The 17,004-nt window shown below is 66.3% G+C and carries 14 protein-coding genes; 10 read left to right on the plus strand and 4 right to left on the minus strand.

All coding sequences use genetic code 11. From position 1 onward, the window contains the following. The first annotated feature begins 42 nt into the window (after positions 1 to 42). The 7 genes from hemC (at position 43) to DNK89_RS10195 (ending at position 6,553) form a co-directional block, all read left to right on the plus strand. Positions 43 to 975: a hydroxymethylbilane synthase gene (hemC, locus tag DNK89_RS10165; protein WP_110960003.1), complete on the plus strand. Its 933-nt coding sequence runs from the start codon at positions 43 to 45 to the stop codon at positions 973 to 975. 1 nt (position 976) lies between these two features. Beyond that, complete coding sequence (locus tag DNK89_RS10170) at positions 977 to 1,804, plus strand: uroporphyrinogen-III synthase (RefSeq protein ID WP_110960365.1); 828 nt, start codon at positions 977 to 979, stop codon at positions 1,802 to 1,804. After that, positions 1,801 to 2,931 carry a uroporphyrinogen-III C-methyltransferase gene (locus DNK89_RS10175; RefSeq protein ID WP_110960004.1) on the plus strand — a complete coding sequence of 377 codons (1,131 nt, stop codon included), beginning with the start codon at positions 1,801 to 1,803 and terminating at the stop codon, positions 2,929 to 2,931. Before DNK89_RS10170 ends, DNK89_RS10175 begins: the two co-directional genes overlap by 4 nt. Before the next feature lie 4 nt (positions 2,932 to 2,935). Beyond that, on the plus strand, positions 2,936 to 4,213 hold the full coding sequence (locus DNK89_RS10180) for a heme biosynthesis protein HemY (protein ID WP_110960005.1): 1,278 nt from the start codon (positions 2,936 to 2,938) through the stop codon (positions 4,211 to 4,213). 403 nt (positions 4,214 to 4,616) lie between these two features. Beyond that, positions 4,617 to 5,189 (plus strand): cytochrome b, encoded by a 573-nt coding sequence (locus DNK89_RS10185; RefSeq protein ID WP_110960366.1) that lies wholly within the window; start codon positions 4,617 to 4,619, stop codon positions 5,187 to 5,189. A gap of 125 nt (positions 5,190 to 5,314) precedes the next feature. Continuing rightward, positions 5,315 to 5,890, plus strand: coding sequence for a YceI family protein (locus DNK89_RS10190; protein ID WP_015015333.1), 576 nt, complete (start codon positions 5,315 to 5,317; stop codon positions 5,888 to 5,890). 87 nt (positions 5,891 to 5,977) lie between these two features. Further along, a complete protein-coding gene (locus DNK89_RS10195; RefSeq protein WP_015015334.1) occupies positions 5,978 to 6,553 on the plus strand; it encodes a YceI family protein in 576 nt (191 codons plus the stop codon). Positions 6,554 to 6,646: 93 nt separating this feature from the next. Here DNK89_RS10195 and DNK89_RS10200 read toward each other — a convergent pair whose 3' ends face one another. Then, positions 6,647 to 8,314, minus strand: a complete 1,668-nt coding sequence (locus DNK89_RS10200; protein ID WP_238990773.1) for an ABC-F family ATP-binding cassette domain-containing protein — start codon at positions 8,312 to 8,314, stop codon at positions 6,647 to 6,649. A gap of 310 nt (positions 8,315 to 8,624) precedes the next feature. On the opposite strand from DNK89_RS10200, the gene DNK89_RS10205 reads away from it, so the two are divergent. Then, positions 8,625 to 9,248 carry a VOC family protein gene (locus tag DNK89_RS10205; protein ID WP_110960007.1) on the plus strand — a complete coding sequence of 208 codons (624 nt, stop codon included), beginning with the start codon at positions 8,625 to 8,627 and terminating at the stop codon, positions 9,246 to 9,248. A gap of 366 nt (positions 9,249 to 9,614) precedes the next feature. Here DNK89_RS10205 and DNK89_RS10210 read toward each other — a convergent pair whose 3' ends face one another. Continuing rightward, complete coding sequence (locus tag DNK89_RS10210) at positions 9,615 to 11,474, minus strand: M48 family metallopeptidase (protein ID WP_110960008.1); 1,860 nt, start codon at positions 11,472 to 11,474, stop codon at positions 9,615 to 9,617. 635 nt (positions 11,475 to 12,109) lie between these two features. Between DNK89_RS10210 and DNK89_RS10220 the strand changes: the two genes are divergently transcribed. Continuing rightward, the gene (locus DNK89_RS10220; protein ID WP_110960009.1) at positions 12,110 to 15,007 is read left to right on the plus strand and encodes a valine--tRNA ligase; all 2,898 of its coding nucleotides are present in this window, start codon (positions 12,110 to 12,112) and stop codon (positions 15,005 to 15,007) included. 127 nt (positions 15,008 to 15,134) lie between these two features. After that, positions 15,135 to 16,022, plus strand: coding sequence for a UTP--glucose-1-phosphate uridylyltransferase GalU (gene galU, locus DNK89_RS10225; RefSeq protein WP_110960010.1), 888 nt, complete (start codon positions 15,135 to 15,137; stop codon positions 16,020 to 16,022). An 84-nt stretch (positions 16,023 to 16,106) separates the two neighbouring features. Here galU and DNK89_RS10230 read toward each other — a convergent pair whose 3' ends face one another. Both DNK89_RS10230 and DNK89_RS10235 read right to left on the minus strand, forming a co-directional pair. After that, positions 16,107 to 16,334 (minus strand): sulfurtransferase TusA family protein, encoded by a 228-nt coding sequence (locus tag DNK89_RS10230; RefSeq protein WP_015015339.1) that lies wholly within the window; start codon positions 16,332 to 16,334, stop codon positions 16,107 to 16,109. Positions 16,335 to 16,339: 5 nt separating this feature from the next. After that, on the minus strand, positions 16,340 to 16,924 hold the full coding sequence (locus DNK89_RS10235) for an NUDIX domain-containing protein (RefSeq protein ID WP_015015340.1): 585 nt from the start codon (positions 16,922 to 16,924) through the stop codon (positions 16,340 to 16,342). Positions 16,925 to 17,004 lie beyond the last annotated feature (80 nt).

Genomic DNA, 17,004 nt, shown 5'->3' on the forward strand with positions numbered 1-17,004 from the left:
TAGCATCCTGCGCCGCCGAATAATTACAAACAGGTTACGAACTTGAGCCCCTCGCCAACGCCCCCCATCGTCATCGCCACGCGCGAAAGTCGCCTTGCACTGTGGCAGGCCGAGCATGTCAAAGCGCTGCTCGAAGCCCGGGGCCACAGCGTGCAATTGCTGGGCATGACCACCAAGGGCGACCAGATTCTGGACAAGTCCCTCAGCAAGGTGGGCGGCAAGGGCCTGTTTGTGAAAGAGCTGGAAGTGGCGCTGGAAGAAGGCCGCGCCCACATTGCCGTGCACTCGCTCAAGGACGTGCCCATGGAGCTGCCCGAGGGCTTTGCCCTGGCCTGCGTGATGGAGCGCGAAGACCCGCGCGATGCCTTTGTCTCCCCCCGCTACGAGAACCTGGACGCGCTGCCGCAGGGTGCCGTGGTGGGCACATCGAGCCTGCGCCGTCAGGTGCTGCTGCAGGCCCTGCGGCCTGACCTGAAGATCGAGCCCCTGCGCGGCAACCTCGACACCCGCCTGCGCAAGCTGGACGAAGGCCAGTACGACGCCATCGTGCTGGCGGCCGCAGGCCTCAAGCGCCTGGGGCTGGAAGCCCGGATACGCACCACCTTCGAACCCAATGCGATGCTGCCCGCGGCAGGCCAGGGCGCGCTGGGCATCGAGGTGCGCAGCGACCGGCAAGACCTGATCGACGCGCTGGCGCCGCTGGCGCACCAGACCACCTGGCTGACCGTGGCCGCCGAGCGCGCCGTCAGCCGCGCCATGGGCGGCAGCTGCTCGATGCCCCTGGCAGCGCACGGCACCTTCACCCAGGGCGTGCTGCAGCTGGACGCCGCCTGGGGCGACCCCGAGGACAAAGCCCCGCTGGTGCGCGCCCAGGCCTCCGCCGCGGTCACCACGCTGGCGCAGGCAGAAGCCCTGGGCGACGCGATTGCGCAACGCCTGCGTGCTGGGGGTGCGCGCGGCATCACCCCGGCCTGAGATGGGCACCTCAGCGCCCCGGGTCATCGTCACACGCCCCGCCCGCGAAGCGGCGCACTGGGTCACGCAACTGGGCGCACACGGCATACAGGCTGTGGCGCTGCCCCTGATTGCGATTGGTCCCTGCACGGACACCGCCATGCAGCAGGCGCTGGACACGGCCCGCGCCAACGTCGACACCTACCGCGCCCTGATGTTTGTGAGCGGCAATGCCGTGGTGCACTTTTTTGAGCAAAACCGCCCTGTAGTGCTAGATGTTCATGCCCTGGCAGCTACAAAAACAAGAGCATGGGCACCCGGCCCGGGGACAGCCCGCGCGCTGGAGCAGGCGGGCGTGCCGCGCAGCGCCATCGACGGACCTGCGCCCGACGCGCCCCAGTTCGACTCGGAGGCACTGTGGCAGCAGGTGGCCCCCCAGGTGCAGCCCGGCGACCGCGTGCTGATCGTGCGCGGCCGATCCGCCACACCCCAGAGCGCACACGAATCGCCCCAAGGCAACGGCCGCGAGTGGCTGGCCCAGCAGATCGAGGCGCGGGGTGGTCAGGTGGAGTTTGTGGTGGCCTACCAACGCGGCGCCCCCCGCTTCACGGCGCAAGAGGTGGCGCTGGCGCAACAGGCGGCGCGCGATGGCTCCGTCTGGCTGCTAAGCAGTTCGGAGGCGGTGGCCCACCTGGCCGAGGCCCTGCCGGGCCAGCACTGGGGCGCTGCCCATGCGCTGGCCACCCACCCGCGCATCGCCGAAGCGGCCCGCGCAGCGGGCTTTGGCACCGTGCGGGAATGCCGTCCGGCGCTGGAAGACGTGGTGGCCTCGATAGAATCGGCCGCATGAGTTCTGCGCCCCCTGACGATCTGCCCTCGACGCCCCCTCCAGCCCCTGTGGCTGCCGCCGTGGGCGCGCCGGCAGTGAGCCTGGCCCCCTCGGCCGCAGCCCCCGCCGCTGCCGGCCGGAGCGGCGCCATGACTTTGCTGCTAGGCACCGTGGCGGTGGCGGCACTGGTCAGCAGCGGCCTGCTGTGGCAAAAGCTCAGCGCCATCCAGGAACAACTGGCCCGGCAGTCCGCCGACTCGGGCGCCCAGGCCATCGAGGCCCGCACCATGGCCCGCCAGGCCGAAGAACTGGTGCGCGACACGGCCGCACGCCTTTCGGTGGCAGAGGCCCGCGTGAGCGAAGTCGCCCTGCAGCGCAGCCAGCTCGAAGAACTCATGCAAAGCCTGTCGCGCTCGCGCGATGAAAACCTGGTGGTGGACATTGAGTCGGCCATCCGTCTGGCGCAACAGCAGGCCCAGCTGACCGGCAGCCTGGAGCCCCTGGTGGCCGCCCTCAAAAGCGCCAACCAGCGCATCGAGCGTTCTGCCCAACCCCGCCTGGCCCCTGTGCAACGCGCCATTGGCCGCGACCTGGACCGCCTGACCCGCGCCACCGTGACCGACACCGCCGGCCTGCTCGCCCGCCTGGACGAGCTGGTGCGCCAGGTGGACGATTTGCCCGTGCTCAATGCCGTGGCCCAGGCGGCCTCGACAAAACGCCTGTCCACCGGCCCCGCAATGCCCGGCAGCGCCCCCGCACCCACTGAGGGCCTGGCGTGGTGGCAGGCGGCCCTGCAGCGCAGCTGGGAGGTGGTGCGCGACGAGGCCCGCAGCCTGGTGCGCGTGAGCCGCATCGACCAGCCCGAGGCCATCTTGCTGGCCCCCGAACAGACCTTCTTCCTGCGCGAAAACCTCAAGTTCAAGCTGCTCAACGCGCGCCTGGGCATCCTGGCCCGGCAGTTCGAGTCCGCCCGTTCGGACCTGGCGGCGGCCACCGCAGCGCTCAACAAATATTTCGACCCCGCATCGCGCCGCACGCAGAACGTGGCTTCGACCCTGCAGCAGGCCCAGGCCAGCATGAAGGCGGCCGAGCTGCCGCGTCTGGACGAAACCCTGTCTGCCCTGGCCACCGCCGCTGCCGGACGTTGACACCATGCGCGCAGCACTTTGGCTTCTGGGCTTGTTCGGGGTGGCGGTGGCGGCCGCGCTGTTTGCAGGCAACAATCAGGGGACGGTCACCCTGTACTGGCCGCCCTACCGCATCGATCTGTCGCTCAACATGGTGGTGTTGCTGCTGGTCGGCGGCTTCGTCACCGTGTACGCGGCGCTGCGGGCCCTGGCGGCACTGCTGGAACTGCCGCACCAGGCACGCCGCTGGCGCGTGCAACAAAAAGAGCGTGCCATGCATGGCGCGCTGCTTGATGCGTTGACCCACATGCTGGGCGGCCGGTTCATCCGCTCGCGCAAGTCCGCTGTGGCGGCACTGTCGCAAGAACACGCCCTGGAGGCCAGCGGCGAGGCCGTGCCCCACGGCAAGCAGCTGCGCGCGCTGGCCCACATGATTGCGGCAGAAGCGTCTCACGCGCTGCAAGACCGCGCCACGCGCGAAAGCCACTTGCAGGACGCACTGCAGGAAGCCCCCATGCGCGGCTCCGTCAACGAGCAGGAAATGCACGAAGGCGCCCAGATGCGCGCCGCCCGCTGGTCGCTGGACGACCGCGATGCCCCTGCAGCGCTCGACCGCCTGGCTGCCCTGCCCCAGGGCGCAGCCCGCCGCACGCTGGCGCTGCGCATCAAGCTCAAGGCCACCCGGCTGGCACGCCAGACACAAGAGGCGCTGGACACCGCACGCCTGCTGGGCAAACACCGTGCGTTCTCGCCCAATGCGGCGCAGAGCATCGTGCGCGGACTGGCCACCGAACTCATCAACAGTGCGCACGACACGGCCCAGCTGCAGCAGATCTGGCTGTCGCTGGAAACCAGCGAGCGCAACATGCCCGAACTGGCCATCCACGCCGCCCAGCGGCTGGCGGCCCTGGGCGGTGATGCCACGCAGGTGCGGGCCTGGCTGCTGCCCGTGTGGGACCGCATGGTCGAGCTGCCCGATGCCCTGGCCGAGCAACACGCCCTCAAGCTGGTGCGCGCACTGGAGGCGGGGCTGGACGCGCTCGACGCCCCCTGGCTGGCCCGCATCGAATCGGCCCAGCAGGCCAACCCGCGCGACGCGCGCCTGCAGTACCTGGCGGGCATGGCGTGCCTCAAGCGGCAGCTGTGGGGCAAGGCCCAGCAGTTGCTGACGCAGGCAACCCAGCAGCTCAGCGACCCCCAGTTGCGTGCCAGCGCCTGGCGCCACCTGGCCGAGCTGGCCGAGCAGCGCGGCGACGACACCGCCGCTGCCAGCGCCTGGAAGCAGGCTGCGCTGGCCCGATAAGCCGACAAGCCCCTTACCGAGGCACTACCCAGGCAGGCACCGCCGGGGCGCTGTAGCGCCTTCCGCACCTGCACAGCGGCCTTCACCGCTGTGCTTTTTCAACCGCCGCCCCTTGCATTCACTGGCCGCGCGCGTGCACCAGCGTGTGCGCTGCAGGCTCCACGCCGGTGCAGTGCCAACGTGCCCTATGGCTGCGCTACAAAATTTCCACAGCATTGGGGAACTTTGAGCGCTCAAGGCCTATCGGTTCAATAAATTTGAACTAAAGCGTCAATCTGCCTGAAGCAGATCGTCGCCAGCGCTTCCTACACTGCCCCATCGCCGCACTATGGCGGTACCCCACGGGATGGCCTTCGCAGCCCGCGCTCCCTCTCTTTTTCACACGCACTTTTTTGATTCGCTGATGACAGCCACTGCCACCACGACCCTCGACACCCCCCGCCGCTACACGCGCACGGCCATGCTGTTGCACTGGGTGCTGGGCCTGGCGCTGATCGCGCTGTTTGGCGTCGGCGTCTACATGGCCGACCTGCCTTTTTCGCCCCAGCGGCTCAAGCTCTACAACTGGCACAAATGGGCCGGCGTGACGATCCTGGTGCTGTCGGCGCTGCGCCTGCTGTGGCGCATCACGCACCGCCCCCCGGCGCTGCCCAAGGTGGTTGAGATGACCATGCCCGGCTGGCAGAAGCTGGCGCACCACGGCACCCACCATCTGCTGTACGTGCTGTTCTTTGCCGTGCCCCTGATTGGCTGGGCCTACAGCTCGGCAGCGGGGTTCCCCATCGTGTTCCTGGGCCTGTGGCAGCTGCCCGACTTTGTGCCGGTGAGCAAGGACCTGGCCGAGGCCATCAAGCCCTGGCACCAGTACACCGCGTTTGCACTGGCTGCACTGGCCGTGCTGCACATCGCCGCCGCGCTCAAGCACCATCTGGTAGACCGGGACGGCCTGCTGCACCGCATGCTGCCGGGGAAATAACCCGCTTCCGCCCTTCAGGCGCCGCCGCCCCGCAAGGCCGGCGCCTGGCCAGCCCAAAGGCCACGCACCCATCCGCGCCCCGGCCGCCGCTTTCACCTTTTTTGAGATTTGAACGGAGTTTCTGCATGCAACTGTCCACTACCCTGTCCCGCATCGTGATCGGCGCTGCGCTCGCCGCTGGCGCGCAGGCCGCCCTGGCCCAGCAACAACTGGTGCCCGCACAAAGCGAGGTGCAGTTCACCGCCCGCCAGATGGGTGTGCCGCTCGAAGGCCAGTTCAAGAAGTTCAGCGCACAGGTCGCGTTTGACCCCGCCAAGCTGGCCACCAGCAAGATCGCGTTCACAGTGGACACCGGCAGCGCCACGCTGGGCTCGCGCGAGACCGATGCGGAGCTGCCCAAGCCCGCTTGGTTCAACGTGCCCAAGTTCCCGCAAGCCCAGTTCGTGTCGTCCAGCATCAAGGCCTTGGGCGGCGGCAAGTTTGAAGTGGCGGGTGCGCTCACCATCAAGGGCAACAGCCAGAACGTGGTGGTGCCCGTGACGCTGACCCAGAACGGCACCACCACCACCGCCACAGGCGCGCTGCCCATCAAGCGGCTGGCCTTCAAGATCGGCGAGAACGAGTGGGCCGACACCTCCATGGTGGCCGACGACGTACAGGTCAAGTTCAAGCTCGCGCTGACCGGCATCGGCAAGCTCTGAGCGCTGCGCCCCTTTGCATTTGGCCGCCGCTGCTAGCGGCCTCCCCTTTCCCTTTGTCCTTTCCTTATTGACCCATCAGGAGTTTCCATGCGCAAGTCCCTCTTCGCCCTGGCCGCCGCTGCCACCCTGTTCGCCGGTGCTGCCCAAGCCCAATCGGCCAACTACGCCATCGACCCGACGCACACCTTCGCCTCGTTCGAAATCAGCCACTTTGGCGCTGCCGTGAACCGTGGCCGCTTCGACAAGAAGGAAGGCACTGTCCAGTTCGACAAGGCCGGCAAGTCGGGCAAGGCAGAGATCACGTTCGACGTGACCTCGGTGAACACGGGCACCCCTGCGTTTGACAAGCACCTGCAAAGCGCCGACCTGTTCGACGCGGCCAAGCACCCCACGATGAAGTTTGTCTCTAGCAAGTTCGTCTTCAACGGTGACAAGGTCGCCAGCGTGGAAGGCCAGCTCACGCTGCTGGGCAAGACCGCCCCCCTGACCCTGAAGGCCAACCAGTTCAACTGCTACGACAGCCCCATGCTCAAGCGCGAAGTGTGCGGCGGCGACTTTGAAGCCACCATCGACCGCACCCAGTGGGGCATGAACTACGGCGTGGAATGGGGCTTCCCCAAGAACGTGCGCCTGGTGGTGCAGATCGAAGCCGTGAAGCAGTAAACAACACGCAGCAACACAGCGGCCGCCCCACGGCGGCATGGCGCTGCACAGCCGCCCCTGCCATGGCGCAGCGGGCGGCTTTTTTATGCGCGCTCAGACATCGCCGAGCGATCCGTCCAGATCCCAGCCGGTAGGACGCCAGGCCCACACCCTGTCAGGGCGCACGGCCTGCAGGAACGCCAAGTCGTGTGACACCACAATCACCGCGCCAGTAAAGGCCAACAACGCGGACTGCAACGCCTGCGTGGCCTCCACATCCAGATGGTTGGTGGGCTCGTCGAGCAGCAGCATCTGCGCGGGCTCGCCCGACCACAGCGCGCAGGCCAGCGCAGCCTTCATGCGCTCACCGCCACTGAGCGCGCAGGCGGGACGCAGCACCCGGTCGGCCCCCAGCCCCAGCTGCGCCAGATGCGTGCGCAACACGGCCTCGGGCAGCGGCGTGTGGAGCGATTGCAGGTGGTGCAGCACCCCGTGCTGCGAAGACCGCAGCGCCGCATGGTGCTGGTCGAGCCAGGCCGCACGCACGGGGCGACGAACGCGGCCAGCCGCCGGTTCATCGGGCGAAGCGATCAACCGCAGCAGGCTGCTTTTGCCGCAACCGTTGGGCCCTGTGACGGCAATGCGCAGGGGGCCGCTCCAGGTGCCGTCCAGCCGTGGCTGGCCCGGTGGCGCGTGGGGCACCTGCACGTCCTCGAACGCGAGCACCAGCTTGCCCGCTGGCACCCTGCTCTGTGGCAACACCAGCGTGGGCAAGTCCTGCGGCGGCACGCGGGCGGCCGCTTCGCGTACCGCGTCGTTTAACCGCTGGCGCTCCTGTTGCTGGCGTTCATGTTCGCGGCCCGCATGGGCTTGGGCATTGTTCTTCTTTCGGTCCAGCAGCACAGACGCCTGGTTGGCAGTGCGCCCCTCCTCGCGCCCCCGGGCCGCGCGGCGCGACTGGGCGTCGTGCTCACGCTGCAGCGACCGCAAACCCCAGCTGCGCTCGGTGCGGGCGTGCTCCAGTGCAGCGCGGGCCGCTGCGGCTTCGGCCGCGCGCTGGTCCTGGTACAGGGCCCAGTTTCCGCCGTAGCGATGCAGCCCCGCGGGTGACAGCGCCAGGATGCTGCCCACGCCGGCCAGCAGTTCCCGGTCGTGGCTGGCCACCAATGCGCCGCCGCCCCACTGAGCAAGGGCGTCCAGGAGCCATCGCCGGGCCGGGCGATCGAGATGGTTGGTGGGCTCGTCCAGCAGCAGCAAGTCGGCGCCGGACAAAAAGGCCCCGGCCAGCGCCACGCGCATGCGCTCGCCGCCACTGAGCTGGTTCGCCGCATGCCCTGGCGACAAGCCCGCCAGGCCCAGGGCCGACAACGCCCGCGCCCAGCGCACCGGCAAGTCCCAACGGCCTTCGGCAAGCACCAGGTCGTCCGCAGTGCCTTGCCCCGTATCCAGCCGCGCCAGTGCCTGCAACACCGGTCCCAGGCCTGCGAGATCGGCCACGGTCGAGCCGGGGTCTGCCGGGACATCCTGCGCCACGGCAAAGATTGCGTCGCAACGCCAAACGCTCCCGCCATGGGGTTGGCAGAGCCCCATCGCCAACCGCAGAAAAACACTTTTGCCGCTGCCATTGGCGCCCACCACACCGGTCAGGCCAGGGCCCACGGCCACGTTCAGCGGGCGGTCCCACAGCGCCTGCCCATCTGGCAGATGCCAGCGGACATCCTGAAACCTCAGATGCAGCGGTCCCGTGGGGGAGCCTGCCGCATCGGTATGCGCAGGTGCCACGGACGAAGAAGAAAACGATGGAGAAGGAAACGAATCGGCAACACGGCGGTTGCCAGGGGCCCCAGCCCCTCGCTTGGATGTCGGCATAACCTGCGCTCCGTACAAGACATACAACCCCCCGCCCGGTGCGGGCGATCAGGGGGAAACTGCTTGGAAGGGGCTTACAGGCGCATGGGAGTCGGGCCTCCGCGACGGCGGAAATAACCAAAGGGACGCGCAGTGTAATCCACCGGCGAACAGACGAAAATTAACTTAACGTAAATCAATTACGAATAGTAGAATTGCGTTCACCGATTTGAGGAGACTCTGCATGAACGCCGTTCTGAACCCGACCGACCTGGCCAGCCTGCCGGCCCCCGCCGCCATCCAGCAGTTGCACCACTACGCCTACAAGGCCCGCGACGCCGAGGAAACGCGCCAGTTCTATGAAGACATCCTGGGCCTGCCGCTGTACCACATCATCCAGAGCGACTATGTGCCCAGCACCGGCGAGTACTGCCCCTACACCCATTTCTTCTTTCGCCTGCAGGACGGCTCGTTCATCGCCTTTTTCGACCTGGGCGACGACGTAAAGGCGGAGCCCTCGCCCAACACACCCTTGTGGGTCAACCACATTGCGTTCCGCGTGAACACCGTGCAGGAGCTGGAGAACACCAAGCGCCGCCTGGAAGCACACGGCGTGGAAGTGCTGGGCGTGACGGACCACCACATCTTCAAGAGCATCTATTTCTTCGACCCCAACGGCATCCGCCTGGAGCTGTCGGCCCAGCTGGCCAACGACGAGCAAATGGAAAAAGACAGCACTGTGGCCCACGCCCGCCTGCGCGAGTGGACGGCGCGCAAGGAGCAATGGCGCAAGGAACGCGCCGAAGGCAAGGTGGATGCGCCGCTCAAGCCCCAGCAGAACGACCGGCCGGAGTTTGTGCGCAAGTAAGCCAACCTGACCCCAGGCCTCCACGGTCCACGGGGCCGGCTGCACTGGCTGTGGTGCGCAGCCCCGTCCAACGGCCCTCCCACCGCTTTGCGATGGGGTTTTGGGCCTTAGAACCTGTTCCAGATCTTTTCGGGGTCGCACAAGTACCTTGCCGGGATGGGATGCAAAGCGCGGGGCGCAGTGGATAGCCCGGCTATCCGCAAGCGCCGCAACGCCGCAGACCGCCCGGCAAGGCACTTGCCCGCAGGGTTGGAGTGAAATCGGGCGATTGCACTCCAATGCGATCCCCTAAAAGATCTTGAACAGGTTCTTATAGCGCTGAAGCGCTACATCCCATTGCCCGAGCAGCTATACAAAATATAGCAATCATGCCGCTGCCTGTTGCTGCGCCCGCATGATCTGGTGGCGCTGCCAGTAGTGGCTGACCACGGCGTTGAACTGGTCCTTGTCCTTCTTGAGGCCGGGCAGCTTGATCTTGCTGGTCTTGGCGCCCAGGCCCAGGGCGTTCTTCTCGGGGTGGGTCACGATGAGCGCGTTGCCAAAGCTGCTTTCCTTGAATTCCAGACCCTTGATGGCGTCCCAGAACACCGTGGTCTCATCGGCCGAGGTGCGGATGCCGTCGATGCTCACCTCCACCGTCGCATCGCCCTTGAGGGCAAACACCACGGGCGGAAAGTACTGCAACACCAGGGCCCGCTCCTGCTCGTTGGCGGGCTCGTAACGGTAGGCCAGGCTCCGCTCGTGGTCTTGCGCAAACTGCTGCTCGTAAGCGCTCCACAGCCGTTGTTCGATGGCGTCGGCGGTCAATATCTCCTGCACCCAGGTGGTGGCGGGCGCACGCACGGCAATCGCGCCGTAGTCACGCTCTTTGAGGGCCATGCCGACGTTGCGCAGGCGCTCGGGCATGGCGGGGTGTGAGTCGAAGGGGTGCGGCACATTGGCCGTCTTCATCGCATCCACAAAGTCGGGCGATGCCGCGTACGGCGCCAAGCCCTGGGCCACAAAACTGGCAATGCCCAGCGTGCTGTTGTCGTGCCGCTCGTTGCGGCCGAACAGTTCGTCCTCGATGCGGTAGCGGTACTGGGCGTAGGCGGCAATCTTGACCAGCGACTGTGCAATCGCCGCCGGGCTCACCAGCTTGGCCGCCAGACGGTCGGCCTTGAACTCGCGCTCGCGGCTGTCGCTGGCCAGGGCGATCTCGAAGATGGTGCGGTACAGGTCCAGCAGCGGCGACGCCATGGCCGACAGCCCGCCGGTGCGGATGGCGTGGCGGTAGTGGTCAAACTGCACCAGCTTGGGCCCCAGCTGCGCGCTGCGACGCGTGTCGCCCCCGCGCAGGTGGGCCAGTTCATGGCCCAGCACGGCGTCGGCCTCGGTCTGGTCCAGGATGCGCAGCAGCGGCAGGCTCACAAACAGCGTGCGGCCCGTGAGGGTTTGCTGGCCCACGGTGATCGGGGCCTCGGTCACAAAGAAGTTGGCATCGATGCCAGCCACGATATGCCGGGGTGGCTCGGTCTTCAGGCGTTGCGCCAGGTGGCGAATGCGCTGCCACAGCAGCGGCGCATCGGCCTCGGCCACCAGCTCGCCCACCACCTGGTTGCTGGACTGCACGCGCTTGAAGATGCCCGCCACGGCCACCAGCACCCCGGCCCCCACGGCAAAGCCTACAAACAGCACCAGCTTGGGCGAGTACTTGTGGAAGAAAAACGCAGTGACCCAGAACGACAGCCACACCGCCATCGTCCCTTGCACCACCAGCGCCGTGGCGCTGGCCCAGGACGTCAGGCGCCAGCCCGCCACAAAGCTCGCGTACTGCAGCTTGCGGTCGGCAAACGCCAGCGCCCCCAGCCCCAGCACCGCCAGCAGCAGCGCCGCGCTGGCCACCAGCGTCCACAGCGACAGCTTGCGCGCCATGTGGAACTGCCAGACATCCGAGAAGGTGTCGCACAGCGCCTCGCGGTATTCGCGGGCGTCGGGGTCTGCATTGCTGCAGATGGTGGACGGCGGGTTGCTGCGGTAATAGTCCTTGCGCGCTTGCTTCTCGTCGGCGGGCAGGCCCTTTTCGGCATCGATGCGCTGGCTGATGCCGGCCACAAAACGGGCGTCCTGGTCGGTCTGGGCATGGCGGGTGAACACGTAGGTCACCGCAGGCACCAGGAACAGCGCAAGCAGCGCATAGGCAAAGACCTTGACCAGGCCCAGGCGCCAGGCAGATTGAAACGTCATAGGTTCGGATGGTTGTGACGGCCCGGCTCCGTGGCGCCAGAGGGCTGAACGCCCCCGCAAGCCACTGCACCAGTCCTTGTTGTAGATCGTGATCCGTAGAACCTGCTCAAGGTCGTTTCGGGGTCGCACAAGTACCTTGCCGGGATGGGATGCAAGGCGCGGTGCGCAGCCAATAGCCCGTGCTTTTGGCAAGCGCCGCAACGCCGCAGACCGCCCGGCAAGGCACTTGCCCGAAGGGTTGGAGTGAAATCGGGCGATTGGACGCCTCGGCTGCTTGCATGGGCATGAGCCCATGCGGCGCACCCGAAGCATCCACTCATCCCGATTGCACTCCAATGCGATCCCCGAAAAGACCTTGAGCAGGTTCTTAGAGCCTTGTTCGCGTTGCCGCGCCCTCCTCGCTCTATCGGCCGGGATTATCAGGACGCATTCACCCGCGCACCCAGCCACAAGGTAACCATTGGAAAGAATCGGCCGACAGACGGCGCGCCGCCCCCGAACAGAGGAAGGCCCTGCGGGGCCAGCGATGGGGTGGCGGTCCCTTAAAATGTGCGGTTCACCCTCTTGTTCGTCGGAGCGCTCCCTGCGGCCGCTCCGCCCCACGGCCCCCACTGCCACACCCCACTGCCAGACCCATGAGCACGCCCCAACCACAACCCGGCCTCGAAAGCCTGTCCAAGTCGTTTGAACCCGCTGCACTGGAAGCCCACTGGGGCCCCGAATGGGAAAAGCGCGGGTATGGCACCGCAGGCCACCGTGGCACGGGCCAGCCCCAGGCGGGCGAGCCCGCCTTCTCCATCCAGCTGCCCCCGCCCAACGTGACGGGCACGCTGCACATGGGCCATGCGTTCAACCAGACGATCATGGACAGCCTCACGCGCTACCACCGCATGAAGGGCTTCAATACCGTCTGGGTGCCCGGCACCGACCACGCAGGCATCGCCACGCAGATCGTGGTGGAGCGCCAGCTGCAAGAGCAAGGCATCAGCCGCTACGACATGGGCCCCACCCCGCCCGAGGCGCGCAAGAACTTTGTGAGCAAGGTGTGGGAGTGGAAGGAAAAGTCCGGCAACACCATCACCACGCAGATGCGTCGCATGGGCGACAGCGTGGACTGGAGCCGCGAATACTTCACCATGGACGACAAGCTCAGCGCCGTGGTGACCGACACTTTCGTGAAGCTGTACGAACAAGGCCTGATCTACCGCGGCAAGCGCCTGGTGAACTGGGACCCCAAGCTGCAGTCCGCCGTGTCCGACCTGGAAGTCGAGAGCGAAGAAAAAGACGGCTCGCTGTGGCACATCGCCTACCCGCTGGCCGATGGATCGGGCAGCCTGACGGTGGCCACCACCCGCCCCGAGACCATGCTGGGCGACGTGGCACTGATGGTGCACCCCGAGGATGCACGCTACACGCACCTGATCGGCAAGATGGTCAACCTGCCGCTGTGCGACCGCCAGATCCCGGTGATCGCCGACGAGTACGTGGATAAGGAGTTCGGCACGGGCGTGGTGAAGGTGACGCCCGCGCACGACCAGAACGACTACGCCGTGGGCCAGCGCCACAAGCTGCCCATGATCGTGGTGCTGACGCTGCAGGCCACCATCAACGAGAACGCGCCCGCCAAGTACCAGGGCATGGACCGCTTCGTGGCCCGCAAGGCCGTGGTGGCCGACCTGGAAGCCATCGGCGCGCTGGTCGAGGTGAAGAAGCACAAGCTCATGGTGCCCATCTGCACCCGCACCGGCCAGGTGATCGAGCCCATGCTGACCGACCAGTGGTTTGTCGCCATGAGCAAGGTGTCCGACCAGGACCTCACCGGCAAGAGCATTGCGCAAAAAGCCATTGATGCCGTAGCCAGCGGCGAAGTGACCTTTGTGCCCGAGAACTGGGTGAACACCTACAACCAGTGGATGAACAACATCCAGGACTGGTGCATCAGCCGCCAGCTGTGGTGGGGCCACCAGATCCCGGCCTGGTACGACGAAGACGGCAACGTGATCGTCGCCCGTACCGAAGCCGAGGCACAGGCCAAGGCACCGGGCAAGCAGCTGCGCCGCGACGAAGACGTGCTGGACACCTGGTACTCGTCCGCGCTCGTTCCTTTCAGCACCATGGGCTGGCCGAACCAGGGCGACAGCGCCACCGACGACTTCAACCTGTACCTGCCCAGCACCGTGCTGGTCACGGGCTACGACATCATCTTCTTCTGGGTAGCCCGGATGATCATGATGACCACGCACTTCACGGGCCGCGTGCCGTTCAAGCACGTGTACATCCACGGCCTGGTGCGCGACGCGCAGGGCAAGAAGATGTCCAAGTCCGAAGGCAACGTGCTCGACCCAGTGGATCTGATCGACGGCATCGCGCTGGAGCCGCTGCTCGACAAGCGCACCACCGGCCTGCGCAAGCCCGAGACGGCACCCACCGTGCGCAAGAACACGCAAAAGGAATTCCCCGAGGGCATTCCGGCCTATGGCGCCGATGCGCTGCGCTTTACCTTCGCGGCGCTCGCATCTCTGGGCCGCAGCATCAACTTCGACAGCAAGCGCTGCGAGGGCTATCGCAACTTCTGCAACAAGCTCTGGAACGCCAGCCGCTTCGTGCTGATGAACTGCGAAGGCCAAGATTGCGGCCTGAAAGAGCACACCAAGGAAGAATGCCAGCCCGGCGGCAGCGCCCACGGCTACATGGAGTTCAGCCAGGCCGACCGCTGGATCGCCTCGCTGCTGCAAAAGACCGAGGCCGAAGTCGCCAAGGGCTTTGAGGAATACCGCCTCGACAACGTGGCCAACACGATCTATGACTTCGTCTGGAACGAGTACTGCGACTGGTATCTGGAGATCGCCAAGGTACAGATCCAGAACGGCACCGAAGCACAACAACGCGCCACGCGCCGCACGCTGATCCGCACGCTCGAAGCCATCCTGCGCCTGGCCCACCCCATCATCCCGTTCATCACCGAAGCCCTGTGGCAGGTGGTCGCGCCCGTGGCCGGCATCCCTGGCGAGTCGGTCAGTATCGCGCGCTATCCCGAAGCCCAACCGGCCAAGATCGACGAAGCTGCGATTGCCCACATGGGCCGCGTGAAGGGTCTGGTGGACGCGTGCCGCGCGCTGCGGGGCGAGATGAACGTGTCTCCCTCCACCCGCCTGCCCCTGTACGTGGTGGGCGACACTGAGTTCATGCGTGGCGTAGGCCCGGTGCTGCAGGCGCTCGCCAAGCTCAGCGAGGTCAAGGTGTTTGACGACGAAGCCGCCTGGGCCGCCGCCGCCCAGGCTGCGCCCGTGGCCGTGGTGGGCGACGCCCGCATGTGCCTGTACATGGAGATTGACGTGGCGGCCGAGAAGGCCCGCCTGTCCAAGGAAATCGCCCGCATCGACGGCGAGATCACCAAGGCCAACAACAAGCTGTCCAACGAAGCCTTCGTGGCCAAGGCGCCTGCGGCGGTGATCGAGCAGGAGAAAAAGCGTATTGCCGACTTCGGCGCCACGCTGGGCAGATTGCGCGATCAGCTGACACGGCTGGGCTGAAACCCGGGCCATACTGCGCCATGGCGGCCCGCCCTGCGCGGGCCGATTGCCTTGTTTTCATGTTCTGCCGGTGTGCGTGCGGCTGCCTTGCAGCCCACACACCGCCCCATCCGTCCAGAGGAGCCCCATGACTGTTGCCACCACCGTTCGCAAAGCCGTTTTCCCCGTTGCCGGACTGGGCACACGCTTTCTGCCCGCCACCAAGGCCAGCCCCAAGGAGATGCTGCCCGTGGTGGACAAGCCGCTGATCCAGTACGCCGTCGAAGAGGCCTACGCCGCGGGCATCCGCCACATGATCTTCGTGACGGGCCGCAGCAAGCGCGCCATTGAAGACCACTTCGACACCGCCTACGAACTGGAGGCCGAGCTGGAAGCGGCCGGCAAGAAGGAGTTGCTGGAGCTGGTGCGCTCCATCCAGCCCAGCGACATGGACTGCGCCTTTGTGCGCCAGCCCCGTTCCCTGGGCCTGGGCCACGCCGTGCTGTGCGCCGAGCCGCTGGTGGGCAAGGAGCCGTTTGCCGTGCTGCTGGCCGACGATTTGATGGTCGGCCCGCAAGGCGGTCAGCCGGTGCTGGCGCAGATGGCAACCGCCTTCCGCCAGCAAGGCCGCTCGGTGATCGCCGTGCAAGAGGTGCCTGAGGACCAGGTGCACAAGTACGGCATCGTGGCGGGCGAGCCCGCCGGTGGCCCGCTGATCCGCATCCAGCGCATTGTCGAAAAGCCCAAGGCCGCCGAGGCCCCTTCGCGCATGGGCGTGGCGGGCCGCTACATCCTCACGCCCGGTGTGTTTGACGAGATCCGCAACCAGCCACGGGGCGTGGGCGGCGAGATCCAGCTCACCGACGGCATTGCGCGCCTGATGAATAACGAGGCCGTGTACGCCTTCCAGTACGAAGGCAAGCGCTACGACTGCGGCAGCAAGGAAGGATTTCTGGAAGCGACGGTGGAACTGGCCCTGCAACACCCGCAGGTGGGGGCGCACTTCCGGGACTACCTGAAGAACCTGGCGCTGTAAACGCAGCCGTCCAAGCTCTCGATTGAGATCAAAATTGATAGCTGCCAGCGCTGATGCAACAAGCGCTAGCAGCTATTTTTGCATTCAACGACGGCGCAGGACGTGGATGTACTCTTCGCCCACCGTCTGCTGCTCCACCAGCTCGTTGCCGGTCTGCTTGGCAAACGCCTGAAAGTCGCGCAGCGATCCGTTGTCGGTGGCCACCACCTTCAGTAGCTGGCCGCTCGCCATGTCCGACAGCGCCTTCTTGGCCTTGAGGATGGGCAGGGGGCAGTTCAGGCCCCGGGTGTCGATTTCTTTGTGAATGTCCATGGTCATCAATCCTTAGGCGGCGTCGCGGCAGGGGCTTGTTCGTCCAGCCCCCGGCGGCGCTCTGCATTTTCTTCAGCCGTGAAAAACACGGGCTCATGGCCGCGCGTGCGCAGCCAGTCGGCCAGCGCGTAGCCCGTGCCCGCAGGCCAGCATTTGAGGTCAGGCAGATCGTACAGCCGGTAGTCCACCAGCTCGGGCGACAGTTTGACCTGCCCCGTGGCCACCACGTGGTAGGCAATGATGACCTGGTTCATGCGCAAGAACTCGTAGGCGCCCACCAGGGTGGTGGACTGCACATCGAGGTTGGTCTCTTCCTTGACCTCGCGTGCAATGCCTTCCTGGGGCGACTCGCCTGCCTCCATGAAGCCGGTGATCAGCGCAAACATCTTGCCCGGCCACGCCGCGTTGCGCGCCAGCAGCACCTTGCCGTCGATCTCCACAATGGCGGCCAGCACGGGCGTGGGGTTGTTCCAGTGTGTCCAGCCGCAGGCGGGGCAGCGCAACCGCTCCTTGTCGCCGCCATCTTCGGCCAGCGTGATGGGCTGCAGCTCGGTCGCGCAGTGGGGGCAAAAACGGACTTCGTAGTGCATATGCTATCTTTTATGTAGCTACTGAGGCATATTCAACTAGCGCTAGCAGCCATTTTGATTCAAAACCCCGCGCAGAGGTA

The organism is Acidovorax sp. ST3 (genome assembly GCF_003231145.1).
In the GTDB taxonomy this organism is placed as follows: Bacteria; Pseudomonadota; Gammaproteobacteria; order Burkholderiales; family Burkholderiaceae_C; genus Acidovorax.

Bases quoted from the DNA above. Each gene is read 5' to 3' on its own strand.
- DNK89_RS10235 (WP_015015340.1), bottom strand. From the start codon at position 16,924: ATGCACTACGAAGTCCGTTTTTGCCCCCACTGCGCGACCGAGCTGCAG.
- DNK89_RS10210 (WP_110960008.1), bottom strand. From the start codon at position 11,474: ATGACGTTTCAATCTGCCTGGCGCCTGGGCCTGGTCAAGGTCTTTGCC.
- DNK89_RS10190 (WP_015015333.1), top strand. From the start codon at position 5,315: ATGCAACTGTCCACTACCCTGTCCCGCATCGTGATCGGCGCTGCGCTC.
- DNK89_RS10220 (WP_110960009.1), top strand. From the start codon at position 12,110: ATGAGCACGCCCCAACCACAACCCGGCCTCGAAAGCCTGTCCAAGTCG.
- DNK89_RS10205 (WP_110960007.1), top strand. From the start codon at position 8,625: ATGAACGCCGTTCTGAACCCGACCGACCTGGCCAGCCTGCCGGCCCCC.
- DNK89_RS10180 (WP_110960005.1), top strand. From the start codon at position 2,936: ATGCGCGCAGCACTTTGGCTTCTGGGCTTGTTCGGGGTGGCGGTGGCG.
- DNK89_RS10175 (WP_110960004.1), top strand. From the start codon at position 1,801: ATGAGTTCTGCGCCCCCTGACGATCTGCCCTCGACGCCCCCTCCAGCC.
- galU (WP_110960010.1), top strand. From the start codon at position 15,135: ATGACTGTTGCCACCACCGTTCGCAAAGCCGTTTTCCCCGTTGCCGGA.
- DNK89_RS10195 (WP_015015334.1), top strand. From the start codon at position 5,978: ATGCGCAAGTCCCTCTTCGCCCTGGCCGCCGCTGCCACCCTGTTCGCC.
- DNK89_RS10185 (WP_110960366.1), top strand. From the start codon at position 4,617: ATGACAGCCACTGCCACCACGACCCTCGACACCCCCCGCCGCTACACG.
- DNK89_RS10170 (WP_110960365.1), top strand. From the start codon at position 977: ATGGGCACCTCAGCGCCCCGGGTCATCGTCACACGCCCCGCCCGCGAA.
- DNK89_RS10230 (WP_015015339.1), bottom strand. From the start codon at position 16,334: ATGGACATTCACAAAGAAATCGACACCCGGGGCCTGAACTGCCCCCTG.